This is a genomic window from Streptomyces sp. NPDC046821 (assembly GCF_040645335.1).
GTDB lineage: Bacteria > Actinomycetota > Actinomycetes > Streptomycetales > Streptomycetaceae > Streptomyces.
In genome coordinates, this window is the sequence record NZ_JBEYYB010000010.1 from 284,029 (window position 1) to 299,291 (window position 15,263).

Annotated in this window: 18 protein-coding genes and 1 tRNA gene; 7 read left to right on the forward strand and 12 right to left on the reverse strand. The window is 69.9% G+C overall.

Annotation, left to right across the window (positions count from 1 at the left end):
• Window positions 1-29: 29 nt before the first annotated feature.
• The 5 genes from ABZ893_RS22305 to ABZ893_RS22325 all read right to left on the reverse strand — a co-directional run bounded on the left by ABZ893_RS22305 (window position 30) and on the right by ABZ893_RS22325 (window position 2,029).
• Entirely contained in the window at window positions 30-203 is a 174-nt protein-coding gene (locus ABZ893_RS22305; RefSeq protein WP_361406468.1) for a hypothetical protein, read from the reverse strand.
• A gap of 186 nt (window positions 204-389) precedes the next feature.
• Window positions 390-474 (reverse strand) — tRNA-Ser (locus tag ABZ893_RS22310).
• Window positions 475-598: 124 nt separating this feature from the next.
• On the reverse strand, window positions 599-1,030 hold the full coding sequence (tadA, locus tag ABZ893_RS22315; RefSeq protein WP_361406699.1) for a tRNA adenosine(34) deaminase TadA: 432 nt from the start codon (window positions 1,028-1,030) through the stop codon (window positions 599-601).
• Between the two features lie 103 nt (window positions 1,031-1,133).
• Window positions 1,134-1,682: a hypothetical protein gene (locus ABZ893_RS22320; RefSeq protein ID WP_361406471.1), complete on the reverse strand. Its 549-nt coding sequence runs from the start codon at window positions 1,680-1,682 to the stop codon at window positions 1,134-1,136.
• Window positions 1,683-1,834: 152 nt separating this feature from the next.
• A complete protein-coding gene (locus ABZ893_RS22325; RefSeq protein WP_361406473.1) occupies window positions 1,835-2,029 on the reverse strand; it encodes a hypothetical protein in 195 nt (64 codons plus the stop codon).
• Window positions 2,030-2,123: 94 nt separating this feature from the next.
• Here ABZ893_RS22325 and upp point away from each other — a divergent pair, with 94 nt between their 5' ends.
• Complete coding sequence (gene upp, locus ABZ893_RS22330) at window positions 2,124-2,759, forward strand: uracil phosphoribosyltransferase (protein WP_361406476.1); 636 nt, start codon at window positions 2,124-2,126, stop codon at window positions 2,757-2,759.
• 24 nt (window positions 2,760-2,783) lie between these two features.
• Here the strand turns inward: upp and ABZ893_RS22335 are convergent, their stop codons facing one another.
• Both ABZ893_RS22335 and ABZ893_RS22340 read right to left on the reverse strand, forming a co-directional pair.
• Entirely contained in the window at window positions 2,784-3,425 is a 642-nt protein-coding gene (locus ABZ893_RS22335; protein ID WP_361406479.1) for a LytR C-terminal domain-containing protein, read from the reverse strand.
• 162 nt (window positions 3,426-3,587) lie between these two features.
• Window positions 3,588-3,884 (reverse strand): type II toxin-antitoxin system VapB family antitoxin, encoded by a 297-nt coding sequence (locus ABZ893_RS22340; RefSeq protein ID WP_003955420.1) that lies wholly within the window; start codon window positions 3,882-3,884, stop codon window positions 3,588-3,590.
• A gap of 121 nt (window positions 3,885-4,005) precedes the next feature.
• Here ABZ893_RS22340 and ABZ893_RS22345 point away from each other — a divergent pair, with 121 nt between their 5' ends.
• Complete coding sequence (locus tag ABZ893_RS22345) at window positions 4,006-5,649, forward strand: helicase HerA-like domain-containing protein (protein ID WP_361406482.1); 1,644 nt, start codon at window positions 4,006-4,008, stop codon at window positions 5,647-5,649.
• Here ABZ893_RS22345 and ABZ893_RS22350 read toward each other — a convergent pair whose 3' ends face one another.
• Both ABZ893_RS22350 and ABZ893_RS22355 read right to left on the reverse strand, forming a co-directional pair.
• Window positions 5,650-6,243: an HhH-GPD-type base excision DNA repair protein gene (locus tag ABZ893_RS22350; protein WP_361406485.1), complete on the reverse strand. Its 594-nt coding sequence runs from the start codon at window positions 6,241-6,243 to the stop codon at window positions 5,650-5,652.
• Between the two features lie 50 nt (window positions 6,244-6,293).
• Window positions 6,294-7,055: a sulfite exporter TauE/SafE family protein gene (locus ABZ893_RS22355; RefSeq protein ID WP_361406488.1), complete on the reverse strand. Its 762-nt coding sequence runs from the start codon at window positions 7,053-7,055 to the stop codon at window positions 6,294-6,296.
• 102 nt (window positions 7,056-7,157) lie between these two features.
• On the opposite strand from ABZ893_RS22355, the gene ABZ893_RS22360 reads away from it, so the two are divergent.
• The 5 genes from ABZ893_RS22360 (at window position 7,158) to ABZ893_RS22380 (ending at window position 11,393) form a co-directional block, all read left to right on the forward strand.
• A complete protein-coding gene (locus ABZ893_RS22360; RefSeq protein ID WP_361406491.1) occupies window positions 7,158-8,051 on the forward strand; it encodes a LysR family transcriptional regulator in 894 nt (297 codons plus the stop codon).
• A gap of 78 nt (window positions 8,052-8,129) precedes the next feature.
• Entirely contained in the window at window positions 8,130-8,456 is a 327-nt protein-coding gene (locus tag ABZ893_RS22365; protein ID WP_361406493.1) for a cupin, read from the forward strand.
• A gap of 113 nt (window positions 8,457-8,569) precedes the next feature.
• Window positions 8,570-9,457, forward strand: coding sequence for an isocitrate lyase/phosphoenolpyruvate mutase family protein (locus tag ABZ893_RS22370; protein ID WP_361406496.1), 888 nt, complete (start codon window positions 8,570-8,572; stop codon window positions 9,455-9,457).
• Window positions 9,458-9,491: 34 nt separating this feature from the next.
• On the forward strand, window positions 9,492-10,310 hold the full coding sequence (locus tag ABZ893_RS22375; protein WP_361406498.1) for a PP2C family protein-serine/threonine phosphatase: 819 nt from the start codon (window positions 9,492-9,494) through the stop codon (window positions 10,308-10,310).
• Window positions 10,311-10,436: 126 nt separating this feature from the next.
• Window positions 10,437-11,393 carry an MASE1 domain-containing protein gene (locus ABZ893_RS22380; RefSeq protein ID WP_361406501.1) on the forward strand — a complete coding sequence of 319 codons (957 nt, stop codon included), beginning with the start codon at window positions 10,437-10,439 and terminating at the stop codon, window positions 11,391-11,393.
• 317 nt (window positions 11,394-11,710) lie between these two features.
• Here ABZ893_RS22380 and ABZ893_RS22385 read toward each other — a convergent pair whose 3' ends face one another.
• The 3 genes from ABZ893_RS22385 to ABZ893_RS22395 all read right to left on the reverse strand — a co-directional run bounded on the left by ABZ893_RS22385 (window position 11,711) and on the right by ABZ893_RS22395 (window position 15,103).
• Window positions 11,711-12,376, reverse strand: a complete 666-nt coding sequence (locus ABZ893_RS22385) for a contact-dependent growth inhibition system immunity protein (protein ID WP_361406504.1) — start codon at window positions 12,374-12,376, stop codon at window positions 11,711-11,713.
• A 34-nt stretch (window positions 12,377-12,410) separates the two neighbouring features.
• Window positions 12,411-14,465: an NACHT domain-containing protein gene (locus tag ABZ893_RS22390; RefSeq protein ID WP_361406507.1), complete on the reverse strand. Its 2,055-nt coding sequence runs from the start codon at window positions 14,463-14,465 to the stop codon at window positions 12,411-12,413.
• Between the two features lie 500 nt (window positions 14,466-14,965).
• A complete protein-coding gene (locus tag ABZ893_RS22395; protein ID WP_361406510.1) occupies window positions 14,966-15,103 on the reverse strand; it encodes a hypothetical protein in 138 nt (45 codons plus the stop codon).
• Window positions 15,104-15,263: the final 160 nt, after the last annotated feature.

The window sequence follows — 15,263 nt, forward strand, 5'->3', positions numbered from 1 at the left end:
GCACTCCTTGCAGACGTTTACAGGGGCGCTCAGCTTCCGCCGTTGGCGATCCAGGTCATGAAGTCACCGATGCCCTGGGCGGCGGCCGAGACGCCCTCGAAGCCTATCTGGACGTACTGGGCGGCCCGGTGCGGGTCGGTGATGATCACGTAGAGCACGAAGACCACGACGACGAAGAGACCTATCTTTTTCGTCTGCACCACGTTCTGGCCTCCCCGTGCCCGTGTCCCGTGTGACCCCTGTGTTTTGCCGGGCGTGAGTCTAACCCGCCTGTCCGTTCAGCTGGTTATCCCGTTTTCGGGGATGTTCGGGGCCAATCGCCCCGCGCGCGGCCGGACATGCAGAACGCCCCTCTTTCCCGGTCACCCGGGGAAGAGGGGCGTTGTCAGCGGTAGCGGAGGGATTTGAACCCTCGGTGACTTGCGCCACACTCGCTTTCGAGGCGAGCTCCTTCGGCCGCTCGGACACGCTACCGAGATGAACTCTAGCCCATGGGGGGCCATGGTCTGAAATCCGTATCCGGGAGGGTCGGCCGTAAGGCGCCGGGACGGGGTTCTGGCGGTCCGGTTCTGGCGGTCCGGTTCTGGCGGTCCGGGGTCTAGCGGTCGCGGAAGAAGGACGTGAGCTGTCGCGCGCACTCGTCCGCGAGCACGCCCTCGATCACCTCGGGACGGTGGTTGAGGCGCCGGTCGCGGATCACGTCCCACAGGGAGCCGGCCGCTCCGGCCTTGTCGTCGCGGGCCCCGTAGACGACCCGGTCGACCCGGGACTGGACGAGGGCGCCCGCGCACATCGTGCACGGCTCCAGGGTCACGACGAGCGTGCAGCCCGTGAGCCGCCATTCGCCGAGCACGGCTGCCGCCCGCCGGATGGCAAGCACCTCCGCGTGCGCGGTCGGGTCGCCGGTCGCCTCGCGTTCGTTGTGCCCCGAGGCGAGCACGGTCGTCCCGTCCGGGCCGAGCACGACGGCCCCGACGGGTACGTCACCGCCCTCGGCGGCGAGCGTCGCCTCCCCGACGGCGAGGCGCATGGCCTGCCGCCAGGGGTCGCGTACGGGGTCCGGTGCCTGGTCTGCGGTGCTCACGGGCGGAATCTAGCCCACCGGGGCCGGCGGGCTCTTGGCTGACGGGGGCCTATCGAACCGTTTCGAGGACCTCCGAGGCTCCCAGGGCCTCGGCGATCTCGCCGAGTGCGTCGGTGGTGTCGAGGGCGAGCAGCTCCTTCTCGGAGACTCCGAGGTCCGCGAGGATCCGGGTGTCCCCGATCGGGCCCGCGGGCACGGCCTCGGCCGAGGCCCCCGCGTCGTCGTCCTCGTCCCCGTCCTCGTCGGACCGGTCGGGCTCGCCGTCCTCGGTCCCGTCGAGATCCAGGGCGTCCAGCTCGTCCTGGTCGGGATCCTTGCCGAGCAGTTCGTCGGTGAGCAGGATCTCGCCGTACGAACTCCGGGCGGCCGCGGCCGCGTCGGAGACGTAGATACGAGGGTCCTCCTCGCCGTCCACACGGATGACGCCGAACCAGGCGTCCTCCTGTTCGATGAAGACGAGCACCGTGTCGTCCTCGGCGCCGGCCGAGGCTTCACGGGCCAGGTCGGTGATATCCGACATGGCCTCCACGTCGTCGAGCTCTGTATCGCTCGCTTCCCACCCGTCTTCGGTGCGCGCGAGCAGTGCGGCGAAGTACACCGTGACTCTCCCACTGGTCTCAGGTGTGCCGGTTGGACTTCCCCCCGGCGGACTCGGGAGGCGGGGTGTCCACTTCTAGTCCCGCCCAATCGGAATCGTGGCAGAAACCATCGCCTCAGAGGAGGTCTTCCGCCCCCTGTGTCCGCGCGGCGTCACCAGCGGAACGTCCGCATACGCATCTGCTGACGCATCCGGGCCGCCCTCGCGCGGCGTGGCTGGACCCGGTCGCGCAGCTCTCGCGCCTCCGCCAGATCCCGTAGGAACTGGGCGCGGCGCCGTCGGCGATCGGCGTCGCTCTCCTCCTGCTCCGGGTCCTGTCCCCGGTCGTGCTGTCCCTGATCCGGCATAGGCACACCACCCCAGTCGTGCTTCCCACTTTCCCTCCGATGGCGGGTTTGATGCCAGGGTGCAGGCGGCGGGGGCGCGGTTACTGTTGGGGACATGCGGATTCACGTCGTCGACCACCCGCTGGTGGCGCACAAACTCACCACCCTGCGCGATCAGCGCACCGATTCCCCGACCTTCCGGCGCCTCGCCGACGAGCTGGTGACCCTGCTCGCGTACGAGGCCACCAGGGACGTGCGCACCGAGCAGGTCGACATCGAGACCCCGGTCTCGGCGACGACCGGAGTGAAGCTCTCCTACCCGCGGCCCCTGGTCGTGCCGATCCTGCGGGCCGGCCTCGGGATGCTCGACGGCATGGTGCGGCTGCTGCCGACGGCCGAGGTGGGCTTCCTCGGCATGGTGCGCGACGAGGAGACGCTCCAGGCGTCCACGTACGCGACGCGGATGCCGGACGACCTGTCCGGGCGTCAGGTGTACGTGCTCGACCCGATGCTGGCGACCGGCGGCACGCTCGTCGCGGCGATCAAGGAACTCATCAAGCGCGGCGCGGACGACGTCACGGCCGTGGTGCTGCTCGCCGCCCCCGAGGGCGTCGAGATCATGGAGCGCGAGCTCGCCGGCACCCCGGTGACCGTCGTGACGGCCTCGGTCGACCAGCGGCTCAACGAGAACGGGTACATCGTCCCGGGCCTCGGCGACGCGGGCGACCGGATGTACGGGGCGGCGGAGTAGCCGCCACCCCTTCCGTACCTCTGCTCAGCAGTGCTTCTTCGACGCGGCGGGCGCAGGCTCGGGCTTGGTCAGTGCGGCCAGGGCCCTGTCGGCGTCCGCCTTCGTCGTGAGCTGCTTGAACGCGGTGCCGATGATCAGGTCGACCTCGGCCGGCTTGGCACGGCCGTCGGTCTTCAGCTCGGCGCCGGAGAGCTGCGTGCCGAGGACCGGCAGCGCGGCGTCCGTGGCGGACTTGGCGCCGAGCAGGACCGCGGGGCCCTTGACCTTCTTGTCGTACGCCGTCGTCGCGTTGCCGACGTCGCCGATCTTGAAGCCGCGCTTCTTCAGCTCGTCGGCGGTCGACTTGGCGAGACCGCTGCGGGGCGTGGCGTTCAGGACGTTCACCGTGACCTCGCCGGGCTTCGGCAGGATCTTGGCGGCGGGGCTGGGCGACGCGGACGGCTTCGCCCGGCAGTCGCTGCTTCCGCCCGCGGCCGAGGCCTTGTCGCCGCCGGTGAAGACGTCGACGAGCTGGAGCGTGCCCCAGCCGATCAGGCCGACCGCCACGACGGAGGCGACGACGGCGAGCACGATCCTGCTGCGCCCGCGGCTCCGGCGCATCCGCGGATACTTTGCTCCCGTGATGCGGTACTTGCCGCCCATGCCGGGGGGAGTGAGCATGCTCATGAGCGCAGCGTAGTGCGACCCGGCGGTGATTCCTACTAAATGATCATTGGTCGGCGCCGGGGAATACCCGAAAGGTGCAAGGCGGGCGCGGGGCCCGTGGGGGCGGCCCTGGTCGCGGGTGAGGGGTCGGCCCAGGTCAGGGGGTCGCGGGCCGGGCGGAGGTCAGCCCAGTTCGAGGACGCGGGCGTGGAGCACCTGGCGCTGCTGCAGCGCGGCGCGGACGGCGCGGTGCAGCCCGTCCTCCAGATACAGGTCGCCCTGCCACTTCACGACGTGCGCGAAGAGGTCGCCGTAGAACGTCGAGTCTTCGGCGAGCAGCGTTTCCAGGTCGAGCTGGCCCTTGGTCGTCACGAGCTGATCGAGGCGGACCGGGCGCGGCGCGACGTCCGCCCACTGCCGGGTGCTTTCCCGGCCGTGGTCGGGGTACGGCCGGCCGTTTCCGATGCGCTTGAAGATCACACGGAAAGCCTACCGGGCCCGGCTCTCCGGGCGCAGCCACGGAGACGCAGTGCGAGCCTGGGAAATGTCGCCCTGAACAAGGGCAAACCGGGAAGACCCAAGCCGGGGACAGGGGCGAGAAATGAGTGACAGAGAGCCGATCCCGGCCGGGCAGGCGAATGAGGGGGCCTCTTCGGGGGTAGGAGCGGCCGCCGGGTTGACGCCCGGGAGCGCGGCTTCGGCGGCGACGGGTTCAGTAGATGCGGCGCGTGGCGGGGAAGTTCCCGCCCCCGCCCAGGAGATCGCCGCCGGTTACGCCTTCACCGGCCCAGCCCTCGACCTCGGCGCGCTGGTGTGGGACGGGCGGTGCCTGCCCGGCGCGCAGATCCGCATCCCGCTCGGAATGCTCAACCGGCACGGCCTCGTCGCTGGTGCCACCGGCACCGGCAAGACGAAGACGCTCCAGCTCGTCGCCGAGCAGCTGTCCGCGCAGGGCGTCCCGGTCTTCCTCGCCGACATCAAGGGCGACATCTCGGGGGTCTCGGCCCCGGGCGAGCCCAACGCCCGCGTGACGCAGCGGGCTTCGGAGGTCGGCCAGGAGTGGCGGGCGACCGGCTTCCCCTGCGAGTTCTACGCACTCGGCGGCATCGGCCCCGGCATCCCCCTGAGGGCCACCGTCACGAGCTTCGGCCCGGTGCTGCTCGCCAAGTGCCTCCAGCTGAACCAGACTCAGGAGCAGTCCCTCGGCCTGATCTTCCATTACGCCGACCAGAAGGGCCTCGAACTCTTCGACCTCAAGGACCTGCGCGCGGTCGTCACGTTCCTCACCTCGGACGAGGGCCGGCCGGAACTCAAGGCCATCGGCGGCCTGTCGACCGCGACGGCCGGGGTGATCCTGCGCTCCCTGACCGCGTTCGAGCAGCAGGGCATGAGCGACTTCTTCGGCGAACCCGAGTTCGACAGCGGCGAATTGCTGCGTACGGCACCGGACGGGCGCGGCCTGGTCTCCGTACTCGAACTGCCCGCCGTGCAGGACAAGCCGCATCTGTTCTCGACGTTCCTGATGTGGCTGCTCGCGGATCTGTTCCACGATCTGCCCGAGGTCGGGGACGTGGAGAAGCCGAAGCTGGTGTTCTTCTTCGACGAGGCGCATCTGCTGTTCAACGGCGCGTCCAAGGCGTTCCTGGAGGCGGTCACGCAGACGGTGCGGCTGATCCGGTCCAAGGGCGTCGGGGTGTTCTTCGTGACGCAGACGCCGAAGGACGTGCCGTCCGACGTCCTCGCCCAGCTCGGCAACCGAGTCCAGCACGCGCTGCGGGCCTTCACGCCCGACGACCAGAAGGCGCTGAGGACGACGGTGAAGACGTTCCCGCGGTCCCCTTACGACCTGGAGGAGCTGCTGACCTCGCTCGGTACGGGCGAGGCCGTGGTCACCGTACTGAGCGAGAACGGTGCGCCGACCCCGGTCGCCGCGACCCGGCTGCGGGCGCCCGAGTCGCTGATGGGGCCGGTCGACGCGGGCGCGCTCGACACGGCGGTGAAGGGGTCGGAGCTGTACGCGCGGTACGCGGACGCGGTGGACCGGGAGTCGGCTTACGAGAAGTTGACGGCGCGTGAGGTGGAGACCCGGGCGGCTCCTGCGGAGAAGACCGCGAAGGCCGCCGATGAGCCGTCCCTCGTGGAGCAGGTCGTGGGCAGTGGCGTCTTCAAGTCCCTTGCCCGGTCGGTCGGTACGCAGTTGGGGCGGGAGATCTCGCGGTCGCTCTTCGGGACGCGACGCCGGTAGTTATCTGCCGGCGGCCTTCGCGGCCTTGGCCGCCGCCTTCATCTCCTGCTTGTGCGCCCGCACCTTCGTGAGCGACTCGGGCCCGGTGATGTCCGCGACCGACCGGAAGGACTTCGCCTCTCCGTACGCGCCCGCCGCCTCGCGCCAGCCCTTGGGGCGTACCCCGAGCTGCTTGCCGAGCAGGGCCAGGAAGATCTGGGCCTTCTGCTTGCCGTAGCCGGGCAGGTCGCCGAGGCGCTTGAGCAGTTCCCGGCCGTCCGTGACGCCTTCCCAGACGGCGGTCGCCTCCCCGTCGTAGTGCTCGACGAGGTACTGGCACAGCTGCTGGATCCGCTTGGCCATCGAGCCGGGGTAGCGGTGCACGGCCGGCTTCGTGGACAGCAGCGTCGCGAACGCCTCGGGGTCGTACGCGGCGATCTCGTGCGCGTCCAGATCATCGGCGCCCATCCGCTGCGCGATCGTGTACGGGCCCGCGAACGCCCACTCCATGGGCACCTGCTGGTCGAGCAGCATCCCCACGAGGGCGGCCAGCGGACTGCGGCTGAGCAGCGCGTCGGCGTCCGGCTCCTGGGCGAGGTGAAGGGTGACGTCCATACGTCGATGATCGCGCGGCGGGGGCCCCGGCGCAGTTCCGGGCCGCCTGGTCAGCCGCGTACGAGAAGGATCACCGACGCGGTGACGCCGACCACGACGATCACCGCCCGGAGCGCGGTCGGGGGCAGTCTGCGGCCGTATTTCGCGCCGACGACGCCGCCCAGGGTGGAGCCGGCGGCGATGACGGCGGCGACCGCCCAGTCGACGTCGGTGACGGCGATGAAGACGATCGCGGCGACGCCGTTCACGATCGAGGCCAGGACGTTCTTCACCGCGTTGAGCCGCTGGAGGTCGTCCTGGAGGAAGCTGCCGAACATGCCCATGAGCAGCACGCCCTGCGCGGCGCCGAAGTAGCCGCCGTAGACGCCGGTGCCGAGCACGCCGAGCCATATCGGGACCCCGGCGTCGGTGCGCTTCGCGGAGGCCTGGCGCCGCTTCGACCAGGCACTGAGCCGGGGCTGGAGCACGACGAGGACGCACGCGGCCAGGATGAGCACGGGCACCACCGCCGTGAACGCGCCGGGCGGCAGCTTCAGCAGCAGGAGCGCGCCGGTGAGCCCGCCGATCAGCGAGGCCGAGCCGAACCGTACGAGCCGCTTCCGCTGCCCCTTCAGCTCGCGCCGGTAGCCGTACGCGGCGCTGACCACGCCCGGCACGAGCCCGATGTTGTTCGACACGTTGGCGAGGACGGGCGGATACCCGAACGCCAGGAGCGTGGGGAAGGTGATGAGGGTGCCGGAGCCGACGACGGCGTTGATCGCGCCGGCGGCGACCCCGGCCGCCCCGATGGCCAGGGCTTCGAGTGCGTCCACGCCGAGATCGTTTCGGAGCCGGACATCCAAGTCAATCCTCGCAATTACTTGCAGAAGTCCAAGGTATGGCTTGGGTGTCGTCTCGCTGGCTACGTTGGCGCCGTGACCCTCGACGATCTTCGTGTCTACGTCGCCGTGTGCGCCGCGGGCAGCCTCAGCGCCGTCGCCCGCGACCTCTCCTGCACGCAGTCGGCGGTGAGCCAGCACATCCGGCGCCTCGAACGCGAGATCGGCGTCAGCCTCCTCGAACGGCACGCGCGCGGGGTGCTTCCGACGCCCGCCGGACGCATCCTCCAGACGGCGGCCGCGGAAGGCATCGGCGGCATCGACGTGGCGCTGCGCCGCCTGCGTGACCTGGCGCGCGGCGAGAGCGGAGCCGTACGCGTCACCACGGGCGCGACGACCGTGCGCCACTTCATGTCGGAGGCCATCGTCGGCTTCCGGCGCCGGCACCCCCAGGTCAGCCTGGAGTTCCAGACGGTCTCCTCCAGCCACAGCGCGTACGAGGCGCTGGCCGCGCACGATCTCGACCTCGCCTGGATCACCATCGGCGCGCCCGCACGCGGCATCGAACAGCGTCCCGTCGCCGAGCTGCCCTGGGTCCTCGCGGTCCGCCGTGACGACCCGCTGGCCGCGCGCGAGTACATCGAACCCGACGACCTGGGCACCGCCCAGCTCATCCGGCCGCCCGAACAGTCGACGTCCCGGTTCCATCTCGACCGGCATTTCGCCGGGCTCGGGATCGTCAGGACGGCCGAGTCGGACGCGGGGGTCGCCGACTGGGCCACCGCGGTCCACCTCGCCGAACTGGGCCTCGGGCACGCGATCGTCCCCGAGCTGCCCGGCTGGCGCGACCCGGCCCGTGTCGGCCCGGTCCTGGTCCCCGTACCGGCGCTGCCGCCGCTCGCGGTGGGCTGGGCGGTCCGGCGCTGGGCCACGCTGACACCGCTGGCCAGGGGGTTCGCGGATCTGGTGGCGGAGCATTGCGGGGGGTGACGGGCGGAGGCAAGGGGTGACCGGCGCGCCGGGCGGCGCTCTGTGGCGGGCGTCCGGCCGCCGGGAGACGCTGGAACTATGACCGTGACCTACGACCTGAAGACTCTCGCCGACAAACACCTCGCCGCCGCACGCAACGCCGCCCACGGCCGCAGCGCGCACCTCCTGCTCCGGGAGCAGCCCCTGCGGCAGAGCGTCATCGCGCTGACGGCCGGTTCCTCCCTGGAGGAGCACAACGCTCCGCCCGCCGCGACGCTCCAGGTGCTGCGGGGCGAGGTCGTCCTGACGGCGGTGTCGGGTGACGTGACCCTCAAGGAGGGCCGCCTCCACGCGATCCCGCACGAACGGCACGGGCTGCGCGCCGTCACGGACGCGGCGGTGCTGCTGACGGCGGTCAACGACTGAGAGGCGCCGGGCGGAGGCGGGAGCGCGTACGGATACGGGGACTGGGGCCGCGGAATCACGGGCAGTACGCCAACCAGGAATTCGGAACTACGGGGACCACGGGGATGGCCGGTATGACGACGACGCGCTTCAGCGCCCTGCACGACGACTCCGGCGGGCCCCTGCTCCTGCCCAACGCCTGGGACCACGCCTCCGCCGCCGCGCTCGCCGGTCAGGGGTTCACGGCGATCGGCACGACGAGCCTCGGCGTGGCCGCCGCCGCGGGCCTGCCCGACGGCGCCGCCGCCACCCGCGAGGAGACCCTGCGTCTGGCCCGGGGCCTGGGCGGGGGAGCGTTCCTGCTGTCGGTGGACGCGGAGGGCGGCTTCAGCGACGACCCGGAGGAGGTCGCCGAGCTGGCCCGAGAACTGGCCGGGGCGGGCGTGGCCGGCATCAACCTGGAGGACGGCCGACCCGACGGAACCCTCACCCCCGCCCCCGTCCACACCGCGAAGATCGCCGCGGTCAAGGCCGCCGTACCGGACCTGTTCGTCAACGCGCGCACGGACACGTACTGGCTCCCGAAGACGTCCGCGGACCCCGAGGTGGAGCCGGAGCGGGACCCGGATCCGGTGACGGAGACGCGGCGCCGGCTCGACGCGTACGCGCGGGCCGGCGCGGACGGAGTCTTCGTACCGGGCCTGAGCGACCCCGCCGCGATCTCGGCCCTGGTGGCGCACCTGCGCCCGTCCGGCCTCCCCCTGAACATCCTCTACTCCCCCAAGGGCCCCACCGTCCCCGAACTGGCCGCCCTCGGCGTGCGCCGGGTCAGCCTCGGCTCGTACCTGTTCCGGGAGGCGCTGGGCGCGGCGGTCACGGCGGCACTGGACGTACGGGCGGGAGGCAAGGGCGCCGCAGCCTGGAACGTGGCCGCTCCGACGTACGACGAGGTCCAGCGGCTGAGGTTGGGCGGCACCGCGGACGTGAGGTTGGGCGGCAGTGCGGACGGGGCAGAAATATGATGTTTCCGGGGTTTTCCGTAGCGCGGAGCGGTCCATGACGCAGCGTCGTCCCAGCCAGCCCGAGAGCGCCGACGACCTGCTGACCAGGCTCGGGCGGCTCGCGGCGCAGGCGCGGGCCGGAGCGGAACTCCAGCACGCGCGCGTGGAGCTCGCGGAGGCCCTGCAGCGCGAGATGCTCCCGGCGGCCCTGCCGGCCATGCCGGGCATACGGACGGCTGCCCGTTACGCGCCGGCGCGCAACGGCCTGGACATCGGCGGCGACTGGTACGACGGCTTCCCCTCCCTCGACGGAACCCTCGGCTTCTCCATCGGGGACGTCCAGGGGCACGACGTGGAGGCCGCCGCCTTCATGGGCCAGATCCGTATCGCCCTGCGCGCGGTGGCCGCCTTCGCGCCAGACCCGGGCGAGGCGCTCGGCCAGGCCAACGACCTGCTCCTCTCCATGCACCGCGATCTCTTCGCGACGTGCAGCTTTCTCCGGTTCGACCCGGAGACGCGGGTACTGGAGAGCGCCCGGGCGGGCCACGTCCCCGCGATCTGGGCCACGATCGACGGCCGGCACGGCATATCGGACGACCCCGGCGGGCTGCCGCTGGGCATGTTGCCCGCGTCGGAGTACCCGGTGACGCGGCGCCGCCTCACGACCCCGGGCGCGGTCGTGCTGGTCACCGACGGGGTCGTGGAGGGGCCGTCGTTCCCGATAGAGGCGGGTCTGGCGCGGGTGACGGAAGTGGTCGCGGCGGGCGCGGGCGCCGACGCCGCGGAACTGGCCGCCGAGGTGATGAAGGTCGCCGACTGCACGGGCCACCAGGACGACGCGGCGGTACTGGTCCTCAGGCATGACGCGCCATGACGCCCGGGTGACGTGACGGGGGTCCTGGCAGGGTGACGGACGTGACGGGGTCCTGGCAGGGTGACGCCGGGCGCGGCCCGAGCGTGTCACGCTCCGCCCCGGGACGAGGGCTGATTATGTGTTGCGGTGGTCCGCACCGAGGAATCCCGACGACGTCTCAGCTACCTTCTGCGGATTATCGCCATCGCGGCCGCCTACTACGTGGCAGGCCGGATCGGCCTCTCCCAGCAGATCGTCCTGAGCGGCGCGACCGTCACGCCGCTCTGGCTGCCGACGGGCATCGCGGTCAGCTGCCTGCTGTGGTGGGGCCCGCGGATCTGGCCGGGGATCGTGATCGGCGCGTTCTTCATCATCCAGACGATCACGTCGTTCTCCCTGAACGTCGACACGATCGGGATCGTCGCCGCGAACACGCTCGCCCCCATGTTCGCCTACGTACTGCTCCGGAGCGTGGGCTTCCACGTGGAGCTGGACCGGTTACGGGACGGAGTGGCCCTGGTATTCCTGGGCGGCCTGCTGCCGATGCTGCTCAGCTCGACCGTCGGCGCGTGCGTGCTGGCGCTCAGCGGCAGCCTCTTGTGGCACGACTTCTGGCCGGTGTGGGCGGCGTGGTGGGCGGGCGACGCGATGGGCGTACTGGTGGGCGTCCCACTCCTCGAGGTCCTGCGCAGGGTCCGGCTGCCGTGGGACATGCGCCGCTGGCCGGAGGCCGTCGCCCTGCTCGCCACCGCGCTCGTCTTCACCCCACTGGCCACGAGGAGCACGCTCGCGCTGCTCTTCCTCGTCTTCCCGCTCCTCACCTGGGCGGCACTGCGTTTCCAGCTCGCGGGCGCGGCCCCGTGCGCACTGCTCGTATCGGTCCTCGCGATCTCGGCGGCGACGGACCACGTGGGCCCCTTCGCCAACCACACCCTCTTCGAAGTCATGGTCAACCTCCAGGCCCTCAACGGCTCAGCAGCCCTGACCGCCCTCCTACTGGCAGCGATCGTCACAGAACAAAAAAGCGTCCGCCTGAAGATCGAACAGGCCGTCAGAGACCTGACAGAAGTGGTGGAACACCTGATGCCACACCACGAGGACTGAGCTCAGCCAGAACGGTTCGATCCGCATACGTCGATCCGCATACGTCGAAGGGCCCCACCGCGAACGGTGGGGCCCTTCGACAACGTGCCCGGTGAGGCACTGGCGGAGGATACGAGATTCGAACTCGTGAGGGGTTGCCCCCAACACGCTTTCCAAATGTTCGTCCGGGGGTCCTGGGGTGTGCGGGGGCGTTCTGACCTGGGGTGGACGCGGAGTCGGCAAGGTCGATGAACGGGCCTGGACGTATGCGAATGAGACCAGAACTGAGACTGCGTTTCTTCCCGGCTGGGGGCACCGGGCCCCGTGAGGCAGGTTGGCTACGGACGCCTGTGGTGCCGAAGGATGCCTTGAATATCGACGAGCCATTGGCGCAGTGTCACGTTGTCGGGTGGGGTGATGCGAAGACCGAGTACCCGGGCAGCCTCGTGCAGTTCGTCGTCGGTCGGGTTGACGGCCAGGAAACCGTCGACTTCGTGGGCGGCGGCTTGCTGGTCTTCCGGATCCTCGATCGAGAGGTAGTCATCGATGGCCTCGGCCCGGGATTGGTACTCCAGCGCGAAGTCCTGGTGGAAGTAGGAGGTCAGGAGGTGGGAGAGGGACGCGAAGCGGTGGCGCCATTCCCAGGACGTCCGTGGACGGATGTCGGCCCGGGGGGCTGGGCGAGTGGCCAGGAAATCGCCCAGGTGGTGTCGTATGACGCGCAGGCAGTCTTCGACGCTGACGCCTGTGGGCGGCTCGATGTGGGGGAGGAGATCCACGTCGTCGGCGATCTCGTCGTTGAACAGGCCGATGGCGAGCAGGTCGTCGATCTCTAGCGCCGCGGCGTGAGCTCGCTCGGGGGCGAACGCTGTCGTGCGCAGGTAGGAGCTCAGTGCCGCACCGGGAGCTTCCAGGGTGTCGTCGAAGGTGATACGGGTCGACTCGTAGGCGCGTAGCAGCTCACGCAGCTCGCGGAATCGGTCGTCGGCGGGCGTCGGAGTCATGGGGTGCCTGTCCGGTTGAACCGGCTCGGTGCCATCAACACCTAGCTCGGCCCTCCGCTGCGAGGTGTCTCCGAAGTTCGACGTGCCGGAACTCATAGGTTCCGCCCACCTGTCGAAGTACGCCGCGGTGGTGCGCGTCGTCCAGGAAGACCAGGAGCCGGAACGGGGTGCGCCCGGTGAGTCCGTGCCTCAGACAGGCGAGGGCGAACTGCCCACACGCGGTCTGGAAGTACGCGGCGATGAAACCGGCGGCCATTCCGAACCCAGTGAAGTACACAAGGGCATGGCCGAGTGCGAGGAGCAGCTCCCCGTACCCCATGTCGGCCCGGTCGAGCATCGTCAGGCTCGACCAAACCGGTGGTGCCACCATCGAAAAGAACGTCAATGTGATCACGAGCGTCCAGGTCAGCTGGTACGTGAGAAACGTGCGGCGGTCCTGACGCAGCAGGGACGATGGTGTGACCGGGCGGTCGCGCTCGGCCTGGCGGGGGCGCCACCCGCAGATGACGGCACCGAGGAAGGCGAACAGGGCGGCGAAACCGGCGTACGGTACGGGTCCTTCACGGAGGTAGCCGGTCTCGATGTGCATATTGGCCATTGCTGCGCCCATGAGGGCGCCGATGCCGGCGGGGACGGGAACCCACCGCCAGTGCCAGCCGAGTCTGTCCGCTGGTCCTCGGCCGGCCGCAGGATGCCGGAGGACGGCATGGATCATGCCGGTGAAGATGAGGGACAGGAATAGAGCGGAAGGCAGGACAGCTAGGTTCTTGACGCCGACCAGGACGCAGGGAGCTGCGACCACGAGCGACGTCGCCCACGCGAGGCGGCGGCGGATTCGCGGACCGAGATGGTGGATCTGCCACCACGAGAGGTCGGTACCCGAGCCGACGATGGACGCGGTGTCATGTCGATGGCGGGCCAGGTGGCGGAGTGCGCGATCGGCCTTCGTGGCTGACCACGGTGGCTGCTCTCCCGTCCTGCTCTCCCTGTACACCGCCGGAAGGAATGCTTCAAAGAGATGGGTACGCAGGGCACGTTCGTCTGGGAAGCGCGCGGTGTCCATGAGTTCGCTCGGCGATGCCCCAGGAGTCCGTGTCGGCCGCTCGTAGGCGGTGCGGCACAGAAAGAGCGTCAGTGGGCTACTCAGAGCGGAGCTCACCGTGCTGTCCGAATCGAGGCTCTGACATAGTCCGTCCCAGTCGCCTCCCTTCTGGCGCAGGTACTTTGCGGCCTGGTCTGACGGTACGGGCAGCAGCTCGATACCCGCAGCACCGGGGAGCAGATGGCGGTCTGAGCCGTCCGGAGTCTCGACCGCCTCGCGGTAGCCGTCTGGGCGGCTCACGAGTACCAGCGGCTGCTTCGCTCGCAGCGCTGCGCTGATCTTTCGCAGCACGTGACGTCGTGCGCTGAGCGGTAGTTCGTCGAAGCCGTCCAGGACGGGCACGATCAGACCCTCCTCCAGGAGAGCGTCGGCCCGACGGACGTGCTTGCCATGGCTGCGTGGTGCCAGGTAGCGAAGGGAGGGTTCGATCCGGATCAGGTATGACGCCATCCAAGAGTCCAGGTCCGGCCCCTCCAACGGCCAACTCCCGAGTGGGATGCGGACATGGACTGGACCGCCCTCCGAGCGCCACCCCAGCGTGCCGTGCAGCAAGCGCTCGACCAGTACCGTCTTCCCGGACCCAGCTTTGCCGAGGATGACGAGGCGGCCGGTCGGTACCCGGTCTCGCAGGATCTGGGAGAGATCAGCGCCCTCGCCTGCGAGTTCGTCCCCGTTAGTGGGGGGAGCCGTTGCGTTGGGTGGCTGCTCGGCTGCCGGTTCCCACGTCGCGGCTACTTCGCGCACGGTGGCGAGATCGAATGAGAGACCTGAGGTATCGCTGCGCCAGGCGACGGACAGAGCATGGGTGTCGTTGAGCCGGTGCAGGTCCTCGGCGGCCTGCCACTGCTCACGCATTCGCTTGGCTAGTAGGTCCGCGCTCGTACTCAGCGGCTGCTCGCGCTCCTCCTCCTGTCGGCCTTCGAACCGGGACCAGAACTCCCAGACGAGGGTCGCCAGAGCCAGCGCGATCGCGAGACGGCCCGTCACATCTCCATCTTCGAGTCCTTGCTGCTTGGCGTGGTAAGACCACAAAAAGGACGCTCCCGCGGTGGCCGATGCTACGGCCAGGAGCGTGAGAACGACCCGCTGTGATCTGCGCATGCTTGTGATGCTGTCATGGGCGCCGAGAGGCACACGGGGTTTTTTACGATCAGCCGGGCTGAGCCGGATCGCTGGGGACGACCCTGGGCGGAGGCGGCCTCGTGCCCCGTTCGAACCCGCATTGGCACCTTCGGCGGACGTGTCGATCTGAGCTCGGCGAGCGGGTCGATCCCGCAGAGTCCCTAACCCTTGGCAGCAGGATCCATACCAGTTCGGGTGTGGCGCTGGAATCGTATGAGCGCACCGCTGCCAGCCAGGCGAAGTCATGATGACGTCCGGACCCAAGACCAGAGCAACGGTGAAGGCGTCAGCGCGGGCGCGTTCGTGTGGACCGTATTTAGGTCGGGTCGAACAGCCTGATTCGCCGGAGACAGCGGCGCGCGATGTCACAGTGATCTCAGGTACGCCTCACCGTCTTCGGTGATCCGCATAGCGTTGTCGATCATCGAGCGGTTGGCGTACGTCTGTCGGCTCAGGCCCTTGAAGTGGCTCTGCGAGGGCAGCGGAGCGGCGCGGTGATGCACCACCGGAGGTTTCGCCCCGAAGCAAGGGCGGGCGATTGGGTGGTCACATCGAAGCAGCGGACCGGGGCGGTCTCGAAGTTGTCGAGAGAGCTGGTCAGGCGTTTAAGTCGAGCGGGTTCGCGCTGGACGAGGCGCCGCTCGCGTAGCGTCCGTCGCGTGA